The sequence below is a fragment of the Proluteimonas luteida genome, assembly GCF_021191695.1.
GTDB classification, from domain to species: domain Bacteria; phylum Pseudomonadota; class Gammaproteobacteria; order Xanthomonadales; family Xanthomonadaceae; genus Luteimonas; species Luteimonas luteida.
Window position 1 is genome coordinate 102,645 of the sequence record NZ_JAIWPT010000006.1, and the last position, 15,947, is coordinate 118,591.

Sequence of the window (15,947 nt, forward strand, 5' to 3'; positions counted from 1 at the left end):
GAGGAGTCAAGCGACATGAGCGACGCAAACAGGCTGGTCGAGATCGACGAGGACAGGCAGATCTTCCGGGTCGCGCGCGAGGCGTTCGTCAGCGAGCCGGTGCTTCAGCGCGAGTACGATGCGATCTTCGACCGCTGCTGGCTCTACGTCGGCCACGAGTCGGAATTCCGCAAGCCCGGCGATTTCGTCACCCGCACCATCGCGCGCCGCAACCTGCTGGTGACGATGGGCACCGACCGCACGGTCAATGCGTTCTTCAACACCTGCCCGCACCGCGGCGCGACCGTGTGCCGCGACCCTTCGGGCAATGCCAAGGCGTTCCAGTGCTTCTACCACGGCTGGGTGTTCGGCTGCGACGGCAACCTCAAGAGCCAGCCAGGCAAGGAGAGCTACCCCGAGGGCTTCGCCGCCAGTGGCGCCGGCAACCTGGTCCCGGTGCCGCGCTTCGACAGCTACGCCGGCTTTTGTTTCGTCAGCTTCGATCCCGACATCGAGCCGTTGCCCGACTACCTCGCCGGCGCGAAGGAGTACCTGGACATCGTCTCGCGCCATTCCGGCAGCGGCATGGCGATCTCGAAGGGCTCGCAGGAATACGCGATCCGTGCGAACTGGAAGCTGCTGGTGGAGAACAGCGTCGACGGCTACCACGCGGTCAGCACCCACGCCAGCTACCTCGATTACCTGAAGAACACCAACGGTGCGCTCGGCGGCACGCCGTTCGAGGGCCACAGCCGCGACCTGGGCAACGGCCATGCGGTACTCGAGTACCGCGCGCCGTGGGGCCGGCCGATCGCCTCGTGGGTCCCGCTGTTCGGCGAGGACGGCAAGGCCGAGATCGAGCGGCTGCATGCCGAGCTGGTCGAGCGCCACGGCGAGGACATGGCCGATCGCATCGCGCACAAGAACCGCAACATCCTGATCTTCCCGAATCTGGTCATCAACGACATCATGGCGGTCACGGTGCGGACGTTCTATCCGCAGTCGCCCGACTACATGCTGATCAACGGCTGGTCGCTGGCGCCCAATGAGGAATCGGACTGGGCGCGCAAGTACCGGCTGCGCAACTTCCTCGAGTTCCTCGGTCCTGGCGGCTTCGCCACGCCCGACGACGTCGAGGCGCTGGAGTCGTGCCAGAACGGGTTCCGCAATCATCGCCAGGTGCCGTGGAGCGACATCTCCAAGGGCATGGGCAAGGCCATGCCCAACTACGACGACGAACTGCAGATGCGCGCGTTCTGGTCGCAGTGGAATGCACGCGTCGGCACGCCCGGGCCGGCGCCCGATGCCGTCTCGCCGCCGCGGCCCGCTCCTGTCGCCACCAGCGCCGCGGCCTGAAGGAGCGAGGACTGATGAACGCCGTACTGAAAGACACCTCTTCCGAGCGCATTCCCTCGTCGCAGGATTTCGCCCCGTACGTCACCCGCGCGGAGGTCGAGGACCTGCTCTACCACGAGGCCGAGCTGCTCGACACCTGGGAACTGCACGCCTGGCTGGCGTTGTTCACGGAGGATGCGAGCTACTACGTGCCGTCGGCCGACCTGCCGCGCGACGCGAGTTCCGACGACAGCCTGTTCTACATCGCCGACGATGCGGTGCGCCTGCGCGAGCGGGTGATCCGCCTGCTCAAGAAGACCGCGCACTCGGAGTACCCGCGCTCGCGTACCCGGCACCTGATCGGCAACGTCCGCATCCTCTCGGCCGACGAGCACGAGATCCGGGTCGCGGCCGCGTTCGTGACCTGGCGCATCAAGTTCGGCACCAGCGACAGCTTCGTCGGCAGTCACCACTACCGGCTGCGGCGTGTCGACGGACAGCTGCGCATCGTCGAGAAGCGCGTCTTCCTCGACCTGGAAAACCTGCGCCCCCACGGGCGCGTCAGCATCCTGCTCTGAACCCGCCCTCTTCCTCCGAGGCAACGCAATGAAAGTGCCCTTCCGCTACAGCAAGCTGGCCTATGCAGCGCTCAATGTCACCGATCTCGCGCGTTCGGTGCCGTTCTATCGCGACGTCGTGGGTCTCGACGTGGTCGAGCAGAAAGACGGGATCGCGTTCCTGCGCTGCAGTCGCGACCATCACAACATCGTGCTGTACCAGGCGCCGGAGCGCGGACTCAAGCGCGTGGCGTTCGAACTGGAATCCGAGCGCGACGTGGAGGCTGCGTTCGCGCACTTCCAGGCACTGGACATGGCGCCGGTGCGGATCGACGCGACCGAAACCAGACTGCTGCGACAGGGGCCGGGATTCCGGGTCCGCGAACGGCACAGCGGATTGCTGTTCGAGCTGTTCGTCGGGGCCACGTTCATGGCGCGCGGCTATACCGCGACCGTGGCCGACATCGCCCGTATCGGCCATGTGGTGATCGGCAGCGCCGGGTTCCCGGAAAGCCGGGATGCCCTGGTGCGCGACTTCGGGTTCCGCATCTCCGACCACATCGAGGGCCGCATCGCCTTCATGCGCTGCCATCCCAATCCGTTCCATCACACCTTCGCGGTCGGGCCGTCTGGCGTCAGCCATTTCCACCATGTCAACTTCATGGTCACTGACATCGACGATGTCGGACGCGCCCTCTATCGCCTCAAGAAGCATGACGTGAAGATCGTCTATGGGCCGGGCCGGCATCCCCCGTCCAACAGCGTGTTCCTGTATTTCCTCGATCCCGACGGCATGACCCTGGAATACAGCTTCGGCATGGAGGAGTTTCCGGAAGAGGGCGCGCGCGAACCGCGCTGGCTCGAACCGGTCCCCGAGTCGCTCGACACCTGGGGCGCGGTCCCGGACGCGCTGTTCGGCTGCAGCGGTCCGATCGAGGGCGAGTCGACGGCGGCGCAAATCGAAGCGCATCCCGACCGGCAGGTGATGGCGTGAGCCAAGCCGACGCCGCTCCCCTTGCCGGCCGGGTTGCGGTCGTCACCGGTGCCGCGCACGGCATCGGGCTGGCGATCGCCCGTCGCCTGCTGCGCCTGGGGGCCGCGGTGCTGGTCGCCGATCTCGATCGCGACCGGATCGAAGCCGCGGCCGCGGAACTGCGCGAGGCGCATCCGGGCGCGGGGATCGTCGCGCATGCCGGCGACCTGTCGCTGGAAGCGGAGGCGCAGGCGATGCATGCGCGCGCGGTGCAGGCGCTCGGCGCGGTTTCGATCCTCGTCAACTGCGCCGGTGGCGGTGTGATCCTGCCGTTCCTGGCGCATACCCCGGAAACGCTGAAGGCGACGGTCGACCGCAACCTGTGGACCGCGATCTGGTGCTGCCGCGTGTTCATTCCGGACATGGTCGCGGCAGGCTACGGGCGGGTCGTCAACGTCGGCGCCGATTCGGTGCGCAACGGGCTGGTCGACCACGCGGCCTACAACGCCGCCAAGGGCGGCGTGCATGGCATGACCACGGGACTGGCGCGCGAGTTCGCGCGCGACGGGATCACCGTCAACACGGTGGCGCCGTGCGCGATCGCCACCGAGGCGCTGGTCCGCTGCGATCCCGAGCGCGCCGCGCGCTTCCTCGACGTGATCCCGCTCGGCCGCGCCGGCGAGGTCGACGAAGTCGCCTCGATGGTCGCCTATCTCGCCCTGCCCGAAGCGGCGTTCGTCACCGGCCAGGTGATCAGCGTCAACGGCGGCAGCACGATGCTGTGAGGACCCGCGCATGAACACGACCACCGCGCCGCTGGACCTGTGCGCAACGGACGACGTCGCCGACGGCGAGATCCGTCGCGGCGAACTGCCCGATGGGCATCCGCTGGCCATCTACAACATCGGTGGCGAGTTCTTCGTCACCGACGACATCTGCTCGCATGGCGAGGCTTCGCTGTCGGAGGACGGCATGCTCGACGGTCATGAAGTGGAATGCAGCTGGCATTTCGGCAAGTTCGACGTGCGTACCGGCGAGGCCACCGCGATGCCCTGCGAGATTCCGCTTCGGGTGTGGCCGGTGAGGATCGAGAACGGGCGTGTGTGCATCGACCCCGCGGCCTGCGACGCATGAGCGCCGACGTGCCCGGGAGTCTCCAACGCCGCGTCCGCGTCGCCGGCCGCGCGCTCGCGCGGCATGGCTTGGTGCAGGCCTGGGGGCACTGCAGCGCGCGCATCGACGACAGCCGCTTCCTGGTCTGCGCTGCGCGCCCGATGGGCAGGATCGCGGTCGGTGAACCCGGTACGGTCGTGCATGTCGACGGTCCGCTGCCGGAGGGCGTGCTCGGTGAGGTGCGCATCCACCAGCAGATCTATCGGCGGCGTCCCGACGTCGGCGGCGTCTGCCGGGTCATGCCGCCGGCGACGGTGGCGCTGTCGACGCTGCGCATCGTGCCGCGGCCGCGGCATGGCGTCGGCGCGTTCAACGCCGCCTGCCGCTTCTGGGAGGATCCGCGGCTGCTGCGCGACGACGGACTCGCCGCGGACCTGGCTGCCCACCTGGACGATGCGCCGGCGCTGGTGATGCGCGCCAACGGCGCGGTGACCGTCGGCGGCAGCATCGAGATGGCGGCTGGTTTCGCCTGGTGCCTGGAGGACGCGGCGCGGATGGAGCAACGCGTGCGCTCGATCGCGGCCGGCGATGCGCTCGATGCCGCGGCGCTCGGCCAGGACGAGATCGGCCTGCGGCAGGTCGCGTCCGGGCGCGTGTTCGAGCGGTTGTGGGACTACATGGCCGGAAGCGACGCCGAGGCGCTGGAATCCGACCCGACCTTCCCGGCACCGGTCTGGGGTTCGCGATGAGCCTGCACACTGCCGCGACCTACGCGACAACGACATGGATGGAGCCGTATTGCGGCCCGCGCGGCGGGCGGAGTACCGTTGCCGGGTTTTCTCGCGTACAAGCAGGATGCGATGGCAATCCCCAAGACATCGGCCCGACCCGGGCCAAGGATCCGGCGAACACAGGCCGAGCGCCGCGAGGAGATGCGCAACCGGATCCTCGATGCCGCCGTCGGCGAACTGAGCCGCAAGGGCTACGCCGGGTTCCGGGTCAACGAGGTCGCGCAGGCGGCGCAGGTCTCCAAGGGCGCGCAGACGCATCATTTCCCGACCAAGGAAAGCCTGGTCATCGCAGCGGTGCAGCGACTGTACGAGGCGTCCTACACCCGCAGCATGAAGTTGATCGATGCGCTGGCGGCGGACGGCGACGTGTTCGAGGCGCTGATGCGCGACTCGGAGAAGTTCTATCTGGGACCGGCCTTCTCGATCTCGGTGACGATGCTCAGCCTCGGCGAGCACGAGCCGGAACTGCGGCGCGAGATCCAGAAGGTGTCGCGCAAGCATCGCCTGCCGGTCGAGGCCGCCTGGTTGCAAGCGTTGCTCGCCTGGGGGCTGCCCGAGGAGACCGCCAGGACCGTGCTGTACCTGACCCAGAGCGTGTTCCGCGGCATGGTGATGCGGCGCTTCCTGCGCAACGACCCGGAGTACGTCCGCTTCTCGATCGCACAGTGGCGCCGGCTCGCGCGGCAGCAGATCGAGGCTGTCCTGCCGGCGGGCGTCCGTCCGGGCTGACCGACGCCGTCGCGGCGGCGACGACCCCTTTTCCGACGACATCCACCTGCGCTCCGCGCCGGGTGGCGTCGCCGTTCCCGTTTTTCTCCCACGGAGGCACCCATGAGTCTTTGGCTTGACATGCTCGGCACCGAGATCCGCTTCGTCGACACCACAAGCTTCGGCCGCATCCGCGTCGCCGAGGCCGGCAGGGGCAATGCCGAGACGATCATCTTCCAGCACGGCCTCAACGGCCACCTGGAGGCCTACGCCAAGAACCTGGTCCCGCTGTCGAAGGACTTCCATGTCGTCGCCTTCGACTACGTCGGCCATGGTCTGTCGGACAAGCCGGTGCGGGAGTACACCCCGGTCCTGCTGGCCGAGCAGCTCGGCGAGCTGATGGACGCGCTGGACATCGACCGGGCGCACCTGTCGGGCGAATCGCTCGGCGGCTGGGTCAGTGCGCATTTCGCAGCCGCCAATCCGAACCGGGTCCGGCGGCTGATGCTCAACACCGCCGGCGGCATTCCGATCGTCACCGACAAGGGCCGACAGGACCTGCAGACCTTCATCGGACTCAACAGGCGCAACATCGACAACACCCCGACCTACGAATCGGTGCAGGCGCGGATGCACTGGCTGATGCATCCCGACAACCGCCACCTGGTGGACGACGAACTGGTCGACCTGCGCCTGGGCATCTACCTGCGTCCCGACAGCCGTGCGGTGCTGCCGAAACTCAACGGCATCATCGAGCACCACGACGACCATCTGATCCCGTTGGAAAAGTTGCCGCCGGGCACGCTGTTCCTGTGGACCCGCGACAATCCGATCCACGACACCGAGTCGGTCAGGTCGGCGCAGGCCCAGGTGCCTGGCAGCCTGCTGTACTTCATGAACGGCAATGCCGCGCACTGGCCGCAGTACGAGGCGATCGACGAGTTCAACGGCGTCGCCACCCGCTTCTTCAAGACCGGCCGGATCGAATGAGCGCCGCCGCCCAAGACGACGACACGCTCGCCGGGCGCCTGTGGCAGGCGCAGGCACAGCGCGCGCCGTGCGCGCCGCTGCGCGCGGCGTTCGAAGGCCTGGACACGGACGCGAAGGCCGCGCGCGCCTACGCGGTGCAGCAGGTCAACATCGCGCGCCGGCTGCAGGCCGGCCGCCGCGTGGTCGGGCGCAAGATCGGCCTGACCTCGCCGGCGGTACAGGCGCAGCTGGGTGTCGACCGCCCGGACTTCGGCACCCTGCTCGACGATATGGCGGTGGTCGACGGCGAACCGATCGACACCGGCCGCCTGCTGCAGCCCAAGGCCGAGGCCGAGATCGCGCTGGTGCTCGAGCGCGATCTCGCGCACGAGCGCCACACCGTGGCCGACCTGGTCGGCGCGACCGCCTATGCGCTGGCGGCGATCGAGATCGTCGACAGCCGCATCGCCGGCTGGGACATCCGCTTCGAGGATACCGTCGCCGACAACGCCTCCTCGGCACTGTTCGTGCTCGGGACCAGGCCGGTAGCGCTGTCGCGGCTCGACCTGGCCGGCGCGGCGATGCGCATGACCTGCGGCGACGCGCTGGTCTCGGAAGGCCGCGGTGCAGCGTGCCTGGGCAACCCGCTCAACGCCGCGCGCTGGCTGGCCGACACCCTGGTGCGCACCGGCACTCCGCTGCGCGCCGGCGACATCGTGCTGACCGGCGCGCTCGGCCCGATGGCCGCGGTGCAGGCCGGCCAGACCTACACCGCGTACATCGACGGCTTCGCGCCGGTACGCGCGATCTTCGACTGAAGGGAACGGCGATATGGACGACAACGACACGACCGCGGTGGCGATCATCGGATCGGGCAACATCGGCACCGACCTGATGATCAAGATCCTGCGCCAGGCGCGGCACCTGCGCATGGGGGCCTTCGTCGGCATCGATCCCGGGTCCGACGGCCTCGCGCGGGCCGCGCGGCTCGGCGTGCCGACGGTCTCCGACGGCATCGACGGACTGCTCGCGCATCCGGACTTCGGCACGATCGGGATCGTGTTCGACGCCACCAGCGCCGGTGCGCATGCGCATCACGAGGAAAAGCTGCGGCCGCACGGCGTGCGCCTGATCGACCTGACGCCCGCGGCGCTCGGCCCGTTCGTGGTGCCGGCGGTCAACCTCGACCAGCATCTGGACGCACCGAACCTCAACATGGTCACCTGCGGCGGCCAGGCGACGATCCCGATGGTGCACGCGGTCGCGCGCGCGGCACCGGTCGAGTACGCCGAGATCGTCGCCAGCATCGCCAGCCGCTCGGCGGGGCCGGGCACCCGCGCCAACATCGACGAGTTCACCGAGACCACATCGAACGCGATCGTCCGCGTCGGCGGCGCGCGCCGCGGCAAGGCAATCATCGTGCTCAATCCGGCCGAGCCGCCGCTGATCATGCGCGACACCGTCTACTGCCTGGTCGCCGCCGACGCCGACCGTGATGCGATCGCCGACTCGGTCGCGCGCATGGCCGCCGAGGTCGCCGGCTACGTGCCCGGCTACCGGCTCAAGCAAGCGGTGCAGTTCGATACCTTCGAAGGCCGCATGCCGCAGGAACCCCAGGCGCCGACCGCCGGCCGGCTCAAGGTCTCGATCTTCCTCGAGGTCGAGGGCGCCGGTCACTACCTGCCGAGCTACGCCGGCAATCTCGACATCATGACCAGCGCCGCGCTGGCCACGGCCGAGCGGATCGCCGCCGGCCGGGCCCTGGCGGCATGACGGAGGTGCGCATGTTCGACCTGGGCAAGAAGATCCACGTTTCCGACGTGACCCTGCGCGACGGCATGCATGCCATCCGCCACCAGTACGGTATCGACGACGTGGCGCGGATCGCCGCCGCGCTCGATGCCGCTGGCGTCGACAGCATCGAGGTCGCGCACGGCGACGGTCTGCAGGGCTCGAGCTTCAACTACGGCTTCGGCGCGCACACCGACCTGGAATGGATCGAATGCGCCGCATCGGTGGTCAAGCGGGCCAGGATCGCCACGCTGCTGCTGCCGGGCATTGGCACCGTGCACGACCTGGACGCTGCGCATGCCGCCGGCGCCAGCGTGGTGCGCGTGGCCACGCACTGCACCGAGGCCGACATCTCGCGCCAGCACATCGAGCACGCCCGCAGGCTGGGCATGGACACGGTCGGCTTCCTGATGATGAGCCACATGACCACGCCGCAGGCGCTGGCCGCCGAGGCGAAGAAGATGGAGTCCTACGGCGCGCAATGCGTCTACGTCGTCGATTCGGGCGGCGCGATGAACATGTACGACGTCGCCGACCGCTTCAAGGCGCTCAAGGACGCGCTCGACCCGACGACGCAGACCGGCATGCACGCGCACCACAACCTGTCGCTGGGCGTGGCCAATTCGCTGGTCGCGCTCGAGCACGGCTGCGACCGCATCGACGCCAGCCTGACCGGCATGGGCGCCGGCGCCGGCAATGCGCCATTGGAGGTGTTCATTGCCGCCGCCGACCGCCTCGGCCTCGACCACGGCTGTGACGTGCGCGCGCTGATCGACGCCGCCGAGGACATCGTGCGCCCGCTGCAGGAACGTCCGGTGCGCGTCGACCGCGAGACGCTCGCGCTCGGCTACGCGGGCGTCTACTCGAGCTTCCTCCGCCACACCGAGGCGGCCGCGGCGAAGTATGGCCTCAGTGCCTTCGACATCCTGGTCGAGCTGGGACGACGACGCATGGTCGGCGGCCAGGAGGACATGATCGTCGACGTTGCGCTGGACCTGTTGCGCAACACGGCGCCCATCGCCACGCCGGCCGCAGTCGCCGCACCGTGACCGGATTCGCGCGGAGGCCGGCATGTGCGTCGGCCCCGTCTCCCAGCCACCGGGCCGCGTTCGGCCCCGAAGCGAGGCCGACACCATGACCCGAGCCACAGACAGCAGCTGACTGCCCGCTGCAACGCCATTCCGCCGCCTCCCCCACGTGCGGCCCATTCCGGACCAAACGAACGGACCCGCAGCCCGGGACCGAGGGGAACGTCATGCCGAAAAAAAGCCCGATCCACGCCACGTCGTCACGTCTGTCCGCCGCGTTGCTGCTCGCCCTGGCCAGCGGGGCAACGGCCGCTGCCGATCCACCGCCGGCCAATGCCGAGGTCGCCATCGCGCCGGTATCCGAACCGCCGCCGGCACCGCTGGTCCACATGATCCCGTGGCTCAACGACTACAGCTATCTCGCCGATCCCGCCAAGCGCAGCGGTGCCGGCTGGGAGAAGCTCAGCTACATCCCGCTTGGCCGGGACCCGGCGACCTACCTGACCGTCGGGGGCGAGCTGCGCTACTACGCGCAGTACTGGGAGCATGTCACCCTGGGCATCCGCCCGGACGACCGAAACGACTCGATCCAGCAGCGCGTGCGGCTGTACGGCGACCTGCACGTGGGCCGCAACTTCCGCGCCTTCCTCGAACTCGGCGACAACTGGGAGTTCGGCGCCGAGTTTCCGACGCCGAGCAACTTCGACGCCGTCGACATCCAGCAGGCCTTCGTCGACGCGAGCTTCGCCGTCGGCGACGGCAACCGCCTGACGCTGCGTCCGGGCCGGTTCGTGATGCCGCTGGGCAACGGCATCATGGTCGGCACCCGCGACGGCACCGCGGTGCGCTACACCTACGACGGCCTGCAGGCGATGTTCACCACCGCGGCTGGAAGCAGCGTCAATGTGTTCGCGACCCGGCCGACCAAGGTCGAGCGCGGCAGTTTCGACGACAGTCCCGACAGTTCGCGCGACTTCAGTGGCGTGTACTTCAGCCGCCCCACCGGCAAGGGCAGCGGCTGGGACCTGTACCACTACAACGTCGGCCACGACCAGGTCGCGTTTCCCGGCCTGGTCGGTCCGCAGCGCAGGCGCAGCTTCGGCGCGCGCGTGTTCGGCAGGCCCGGCAACTGGGACTACGACCTCGAAGGCGTGATCCAGACCGGCACGTTCGCCGGCGAGGATATCCGCGCCTGGGGCATCATCAGCAATGCCGGCTACACCTTCAGCGATGCCAGGTTCGCGCCGAGGCTGGGCGCGCGGTTCAACGCCTTCAGCGGCGACGACGATCCGGGCCGCGGCAGGCTCGGCACGTTCGAGGCACCGTTCCCGCGGACCGCGCTGCACAACGATGCGGGCGTGTTCGTCTTCATGAACCTGATCAACATCGCGCCGACGGTCAGTTTCCAGTTCACCGACCGCATCCGCGCCAGCGCCGGGGTCACCGGCCTATGGCGCGAAAGCACCGCCGACGACATCTACTACGGCGGCACCGGCCGGCCGCTGGCCAGCGTGCCGACCCGCGACCGGCATGTGGCGACCAGCGTCGACCTGCAGGCCGACTGGCAGGTCAACCGCAACTTCAACATGCATCTCTACGGCTCGCACATCCGCGCCGGCGATGCGCTGGTCGCGGCCGGCGGCGAGAGCACCAACTATGTCGGCTTCTGGGCCCAGTACAGATTCTGAGGAAGCCGGACAACGGCGGCCGCGTCCCATGCAGCTGCGGTCCGCGCGACCGTACAGGAGCAACCTCCATGAAACTCGCACGTTTCATCCACGACGGCGCCCCGGCCGCGATCGGTGTGGTGCGCGAAGACGGCATCGTGCCGCTCGATGCCGGACTGGCGCCGGACGGCGACATGTCCCGGCTGATCGCCGGGTGGCCGTCGCTGCGCGCGCCGGTCGAGGCCCGCGCACGCAGCGGCAGCGCGGTCGCGTTGTCCGCGGTGCGTCTGCTGGCGCCGGTCGCGGCGCCATCGAAGATCCTGGCGATCGGCCTGAACTATGCCGACCACATCGCCGAGACCGGCATGCAGGTGCCTGCGGAACCGCTGTGGTTCGCCAAGATGCCCAACGCCGTCAACGGCCCGTTCGATCCGGTGCAGGTGCCGAAGGTGTCGACCCAGCTCGACCACGAAGTGGAACTGGTCGCCGTCATCGGCCGCGGCGGGCGCCACATCAGCTGCGAGGAGGCGCCGTCGCGCGTGTTCGGCTACTGCGTCGGCAATGACGTGTCGGTGCGCGACTGGCAGCTCAGGACCACGCAATGGGTCGTGGGCAAGTCGTTCGACGGGCATGCGCCGATCGGCCCGTGGATCGTGACCGCCGACGAACTGCCGGATCCGCATTCGCTCGACATCCGTTGCCGGGTGGATGGCGAACTGCGCCAGTCGTCGAACACGGGCCGCCTCGTATTCGATATCTGGGCGCAGCTGGCCCACCTGAGCCAGGCGATGACGCTGCAGGCCGGCGATCTGCTGTTCACCGGAACGCCGGGCGGTGTCGGTGTCGCCGAACGTCCGCCACGCTGGCTGCGCCCCGGTCAGCGGGTGCGCTGCGAGATCGACGGCATCGGATCGATCGAGAATCCGGTCTCTGGCGAGGAATGAAAGGCGAAGCGCGGCACCCGAAATGCACTACATTGGTGCAATGTTCGACAGCACCGCGCTCGCCCGCTCCTTCGATGGCCTGACCACGCCACTGGTCTGGGCGCGCCTGGACGGGCGCGTGGCCGACTGCAACCTGGCGTTCGCGCGCTGGCTCGGGGTCAGCCGCAAGCGCCTGCTGGAGCAGCCGCTGGCGGCGCTGGAAGTCGACGGCGAGGCGCTGCGGCACGCGCTGCGGTACTTCGGCGATGCCGCCGACACGCCGCTGCGGATCCGCCGCCTGGCGCTGGCGTTCCTCGGCGGCGAGCCGCGGTTCGCCGATGCCTGGCTGTCGCGTGACGGCGACCATGTGCTGCTGGAGGCGCATCCGGTCGACGAATTCCCCGGTGCCGACCCGACCCAGGCGATGCCGCTGGCGCTGTCGGCCGCGTTCCGCGGGCTGGCCCACGAGCTGCGCAACCCGATGGCGGGGCTCAAGGGCGCCGCGCAGCTGCTGGCGCGCCGGGTCGGCGACGCCGATTCGCGCGAGCTGGTGGCGCTGGTCGAGACCGAGGTCGACCGCCTCGGCGCGCTGGTCGACCAGTTGCTGTCGCCGCAGCCGCCGCAGCCGCACCGGTCGCTGAACATCCATGTCGTGCTCGAGCAGGTATTGCGGCTGGCCGAGGCCGACGCCGGCTGGGCGGTGCGCATGATCCGCGACTACGACCCCAGCCTGCCGGAACTGCCGGGCGACGCCGACCGGCTGGTGCAGGCGATCTGGAACCTCGTGCGCAACGCGATCCAGGCCGGCGCGGCCAACGTCACCCTGCGCACCCGCGCGGCGGTGCAGGTGCGCATCGGCGACCAGATCCACGCGATGGTGCTGCGGCTGGAGGTCGTCGACGACGGCCGCGGCGTGCCCGAGGACATGGTCGAGCAGATCTTCCTGCCGCTGGTGTCCGGCCGTCCGGACGGCAGCGGCCTGGGCCTGGCGATGGCGCAGCAGGTCGCGCGCGAGCACCGCGGCGCGCTGGTCTACCGCTCGCGCAGCGGACATACGGTGTTCACCCTGCAGCTGCCGTTCCCGGCGGAAGACGAAGACGATGCGGCGCCGGCGGCCGTGCCCGCGGAGACCGCACGATGAACTCCGCCGCCCCCCCGGCGCAGAAGGTCTGGGTCGTCGACGACGATCGCGCGGTGCGCTTCGTGCTGGCCACCGCGCTCAGCGAGGCCGGCTACGACGTGGCCAGCTTCGACGCCGCGCAGCCGGTGCTCGACGCGTTGACGACCCGGCCGCCGCCGGCGCTGCTGTTCACCGACGTGCGCATGCCCGGCGACAGCGGCCTGCAGCTGCTCGATGCGCTGAAGCAGCGCCACCCGCAGCTGCCGGTCGTGGTGATGTCGGCCTATACCGACGTCGCCAGCACCGCGAGTGCGTTCCGCGGCGGTGCGCAGGAGTTTCTGTCCAAACCGTTCGACCTCGACGAGGCGATCGCGCTGGCCGCGCGCGTGCTCGGCCAGCGCGAGGCCGAGCCGGCCGCGGGCGACGACGTGGCCGCGGCCGGCGACGGCGACGCGCTGCTCGGCGATGCGCCGGCGATGCGCCAGCTGTTCCGCGCGATCGGCCGGCTGGCGCAGGCGCCGGTGTCGGTGCTGGTCACCGGCGAGACCGGCACCGGCAAGGAACTGGTCGCACGTGCGCTGCACCGCGAGTCGCCGCGCGCGCGCCAGCCGTTCGTCGCCCTCAACACCGCCGCGATTCCGGCCGAGCTGCTGGAGAGCGAACTGTTCGGCCACGAGGCCGGCGCGTTCACCGGCGCCACGCGCCGCTACGTCGGCCGCTTCGAGCAGGCCAACGGCGGCACCCTGTTCCTCGACGAGATCGGCGACATGCCGGCCTCGCTGCAGACCCGGCTGCTGCGCGTGCTGGCCGAGGACGAGTTCTTCCGGGTCGGTGGCCGCGAGCTGATCCGGGTCGACGTGCGGGTCATCGCCGCGACCCACCAGGACGTCGAGGCGCTGGTCGCCGAGGGCCGCTTCCGCGCCGACCTGCTGCATCGCCTCGACGTCGTGCGCCTGCGCCTGCCGCCGCTGCGCGACCGTCGCGAGGACGTGCCGCAGCTGGCCGAGCGCTTCCTGCAGGCCGCTGCCGCGAAACTCGATGCGCCGCCCAAGCGGCTGACCCGCGCCGCGCTGCAACGCATGCTCGACCACGACTGGCCCGGCAACGTCCGCGAACTGCAGAACCTGTGCTGGCGGCTGGCGGCGCTGGCGCCGACCGACCGGGTCGCCGCGCAGGACCTCGATGGCCTGCTCGCGGGCCGGGCGCCGTCCGACGCGCCGGCGCCGGAGGACTGGGACATCGCCCTCCGCGCCTGGGCCGATGCGCGCCTGCAGGCGGGCGACGAGGACATCCACGCCGCCGCGCGCGCGCGCATGGACCGCGCGCTGCTCGAGACCGCGTTGCGCCATACCGGCGGCCGCCGCGCCGAGGCGGCCACGCGCCTGGGCGTCGGCCGCAACACCCTGACCCGCAAGCTCGGCGCGCGGCGGCGGCGGCCGTGAGCGGCGCGCCGGTCTTCATCGTGGGCTGGAATACGAGGCGCTAAGCTGCCCGCCATGATCGCGCCGGCCTCCCGTCCCCGTTCCGCTCCCCGTGTTCCGCGCCGCCTGTCGTGCGCGCTGCTGGTCGCCTCGGCCGTGCTGGCCGGCTGCGCCAGCGGCCCGCGTCCTGCATCGCCGGAATCCCCGCCCGCCGCCGCGCCCGCGCCGCTGGCGCAGTCCGGCACCGCGGCGTCCGCGACCGCGAACCTCGCCTCGGCGTCCGGCACCCTGGTCAGCGGCCGGCTGATCCTGCGCCCGGATGCCGGCGGCGTCCGCGTGCGCGGCGAGATTGGCGGTCTGGTGCGCAACGGTACCCACAACCTGCGCGTGCACGCGCGCGGCGACTGCAGCGCGGTCGATGCGGCCAGCGCCGGGCCCGAGTTCGACCCGCAGCGCGGCGCGACCGCATCGTTGCCCGACACCGGCGACCGCGGCCGCATCGTCGCCGACAGCCGTGGCGTCGCCACCGTCGACCTGCTGCTGCCCGGCGCGGTGCTCGGCGGCGGCGCCGGCAACGACATTGCCGGCCGCGCGCTGCTGGTGATCGGCGCGACACCCGGTGCGATCAGCGCGCGCGTCGCCTGCGGGGTGATCCGGGCCGATCCGGTCCGCAACGACGCCAATCCCCCCGGCACGACGGCGCCCGTGGCGCCGGCGGCCACTCCGTGACCGGTCCCTGCCGGTCGCGCCATCCGCACGAAGTCCAGGAGAGTCCCATGACCAAGACCCGTCTCGCGCTGCTGACGCCGGCACTGCTCGCACTCGCCGCCTGCGGCGCCAACAACGATGCCCCAGGCGGCACCAGTCCCGCCGTCGAGGCCGACCGTGCCGCCGAGGTACCGGCCCCGCCCGCGGCGCCTGCCGCCACCGCTACGGTGACCCTGGAGCCGACCGCCGGCAACCAGACCGCCGGCCAGCTGACCTTCACCGATGTCGACGGCCGCATCGAGGTCACCGGCACCGTCACCGGCTTGGCGCCGGATTCCGAGCACGGCTTCCATGTCCACGAACACGGCGACTGCAGCGCGCCCGACGGCAGCAGCGCCGGCGGCCACTTCAACCCGGGCGGCAGCGAGCATGGCCGTGTCGGTCACGGTGCGCACCATGCCGGCGACAGCGACAACATCAGTGCCGGCGCCGACGGCACCGCCCAGGTGCACAACTGGCTGGAAGGCGCGACGATCGGCGACGGTGCCCCGACCGATATCGTCGGCAAGGGTGTCATCGTCCACACCAAGTCCGACGACTACACCACGCAGCCGACCGGCGATGCCGGCGACCGCCTCGCCTGCGGCGTGATCCAGTAGGAGATTCGGTCTTCCGCGTCCGCGCGGAAGACACCGCCGTCCCTCTCCCGCGATCGGGACGACGATGTGCGGCTTGCGAGCCACTGGCGCGCGCAGCGGAGTGCCGTGCGCGCTGCGCACGGCCCGGGGCGGAGCCGGTGAGGGCGATGTCCCGGACGTGCGTAGGTCGGGCCCACGCGCCCGACGCGCGAGTCGCCCTCCCGGC

The 15,947-nt window shown here is 70.4% G+C and carries 17 protein-coding genes; all 17 read left to right on the forward strand.

Features of this window, described 5'->3' with window-relative positions; all coding sequences use genetic code 11:
• Positions 1 to 15 precede the first annotated feature (15 nt).
• On the forward strand, positions 16 to 1,335 hold the full coding sequence (locus LDO26_RS07110) for an aromatic ring-hydroxylating oxygenase subunit alpha (protein WP_232130387.1): 1,320 nt from the start codon (positions 16 to 18) through the stop codon (positions 1,333 to 1,335).
• 14 nt (positions 1,336 to 1,349) lie between these two features.
• A complete protein-coding gene (locus LDO26_RS07115) occupies positions 1,350 to 1,892 on the forward strand; it encodes an aromatic-ring-hydroxylating dioxygenase subunit beta (protein WP_232130388.1) in 543 nt (180 codons plus the stop codon).
• A gap of 28 nt (positions 1,893 to 1,920) precedes the next feature.
• Entirely contained in the window at positions 1,921 to 2,865 is a 945-nt protein-coding gene (locus LDO26_RS07120) for a VOC family protein (RefSeq protein WP_232130389.1), read from the forward strand.
• Positions 2,862 to 3,629, forward strand: a complete 768-nt coding sequence (locus LDO26_RS07125; protein WP_232130390.1) for an SDR family oxidoreductase — start codon at positions 2,862 to 2,864, stop codon at positions 3,627 to 3,629. The genes LDO26_RS07120 and LDO26_RS07125 overlap by 4 nt, the downstream gene beginning before the upstream one ends.
• Positions 3,630 to 3,639: 10 nt before the next feature.
• Positions 3,640 to 3,978, forward strand: coding sequence for a non-heme iron oxygenase ferredoxin subunit (locus LDO26_RS07130; RefSeq protein WP_232130391.1), 339 nt, complete (start codon positions 3,640 to 3,642; stop codon positions 3,976 to 3,978).
• Positions 3,975 to 4,706, forward strand: a complete 732-nt coding sequence (locus LDO26_RS07135; RefSeq protein WP_232130392.1) for a class II aldolase/adducin family protein — start codon at positions 3,975 to 3,977, stop codon at positions 4,704 to 4,706. Before LDO26_RS07130 ends, LDO26_RS07135 begins: the two co-directional genes overlap by 4 nt.
• 111 nt (positions 4,707 to 4,817) lie before the next feature.
• Positions 4,818 to 5,477 (forward strand): TetR/AcrR family transcriptional regulator, encoded by a 660-nt coding sequence (locus tag LDO26_RS07140; protein ID WP_232130393.1) that lies wholly within the window; start codon positions 4,818 to 4,820, stop codon positions 5,475 to 5,477.
• Between the two features lie 102 nt (positions 5,478 to 5,579).
• Positions 5,580 to 6,446, forward strand: coding sequence for an alpha/beta fold hydrolase (locus LDO26_RS07145; RefSeq protein WP_232130394.1), 867 nt, complete (start codon positions 5,580 to 5,582; stop codon positions 6,444 to 6,446).
• The gene (locus LDO26_RS07150; protein WP_305068821.1) at positions 6,443 to 7,243 is read left to right on the forward strand and encodes a 2-keto-4-pentenoate hydratase; all 801 of its coding nucleotides are present in this window, start codon (positions 6,443 to 6,445) and stop codon (positions 7,241 to 7,243) included. Before LDO26_RS07145 ends, LDO26_RS07150 begins: the two co-directional genes overlap by 4 nt.
• A 13-nt stretch (positions 7,244 to 7,256) precedes the next feature.
• Complete coding sequence (locus LDO26_RS07155) at positions 7,257 to 8,198, forward strand: acetaldehyde dehydrogenase (acetylating) (RefSeq protein WP_232130395.1); 942 nt, start codon at positions 7,257 to 7,259, stop codon at positions 8,196 to 8,198.
• An 11-nt stretch (positions 8,199 to 8,209) separates the two neighbouring features.
• Positions 8,210 to 9,265 carry a 4-hydroxy-2-oxovalerate aldolase gene (dmpG, locus tag LDO26_RS07160; protein WP_232130396.1) on the forward strand — a complete coding sequence of 352 codons (1,056 nt, stop codon included), beginning with the start codon at positions 8,210 to 8,212 and terminating at the stop codon, positions 9,263 to 9,265.
• A gap of 206 nt (positions 9,266 to 9,471) precedes the next feature.
• Positions 9,472 to 10,932 carry an alginate export family protein gene (locus tag LDO26_RS07165; RefSeq protein ID WP_232130397.1) on the forward strand — a complete coding sequence of 487 codons (1,461 nt, stop codon included), beginning with the start codon at positions 9,472 to 9,474 and terminating at the stop codon, positions 10,930 to 10,932.
• 68 nt (positions 10,933 to 11,000) lie between these two features.
• A complete protein-coding gene (locus tag LDO26_RS07170) occupies positions 11,001 to 11,855 on the forward strand; it encodes a fumarylacetoacetate hydrolase family protein (protein ID WP_232130398.1) in 855 nt (284 codons plus the stop codon).
• Between the two features lie 22 nt (positions 11,856 to 11,877).
• Positions 11,878 to 12,975, forward strand: a complete 1,098-nt coding sequence (locus LDO26_RS07175; protein ID WP_232130399.1) for a two-component system sensor histidine kinase NtrB — start codon at positions 11,878 to 11,880, stop codon at positions 12,973 to 12,975.
• Positions 12,972 to 14,396, forward strand: a complete 1,425-nt coding sequence (gene ntrC / locus LDO26_RS07180; RefSeq protein ID WP_232130400.1) for a nitrogen regulation protein NR(I) — start codon at positions 12,972 to 12,974, stop codon at positions 14,394 to 14,396. Before LDO26_RS07175 ends, ntrC begins: the two co-directional genes overlap by 4 nt.
• Before the next feature lie 54 nt (positions 14,397 to 14,450).
• Positions 14,451 to 15,104, forward strand: coding sequence for a superoxide dismutase family protein (locus LDO26_RS07185; RefSeq protein WP_232130401.1), 654 nt, complete (start codon positions 14,451 to 14,453; stop codon positions 15,102 to 15,104).
• 47 nt (positions 15,105 to 15,151) lie between these two features.
• Positions 15,152 to 15,742: a superoxide dismutase family protein gene (locus LDO26_RS07190; protein WP_232130402.1), complete on the forward strand. Its 591-nt coding sequence runs from the start codon at positions 15,152 to 15,154 to the stop codon at positions 15,740 to 15,742.
• The last annotated feature ends 205 nt before the right edge of the window (positions 15,743 to 15,947 follow it).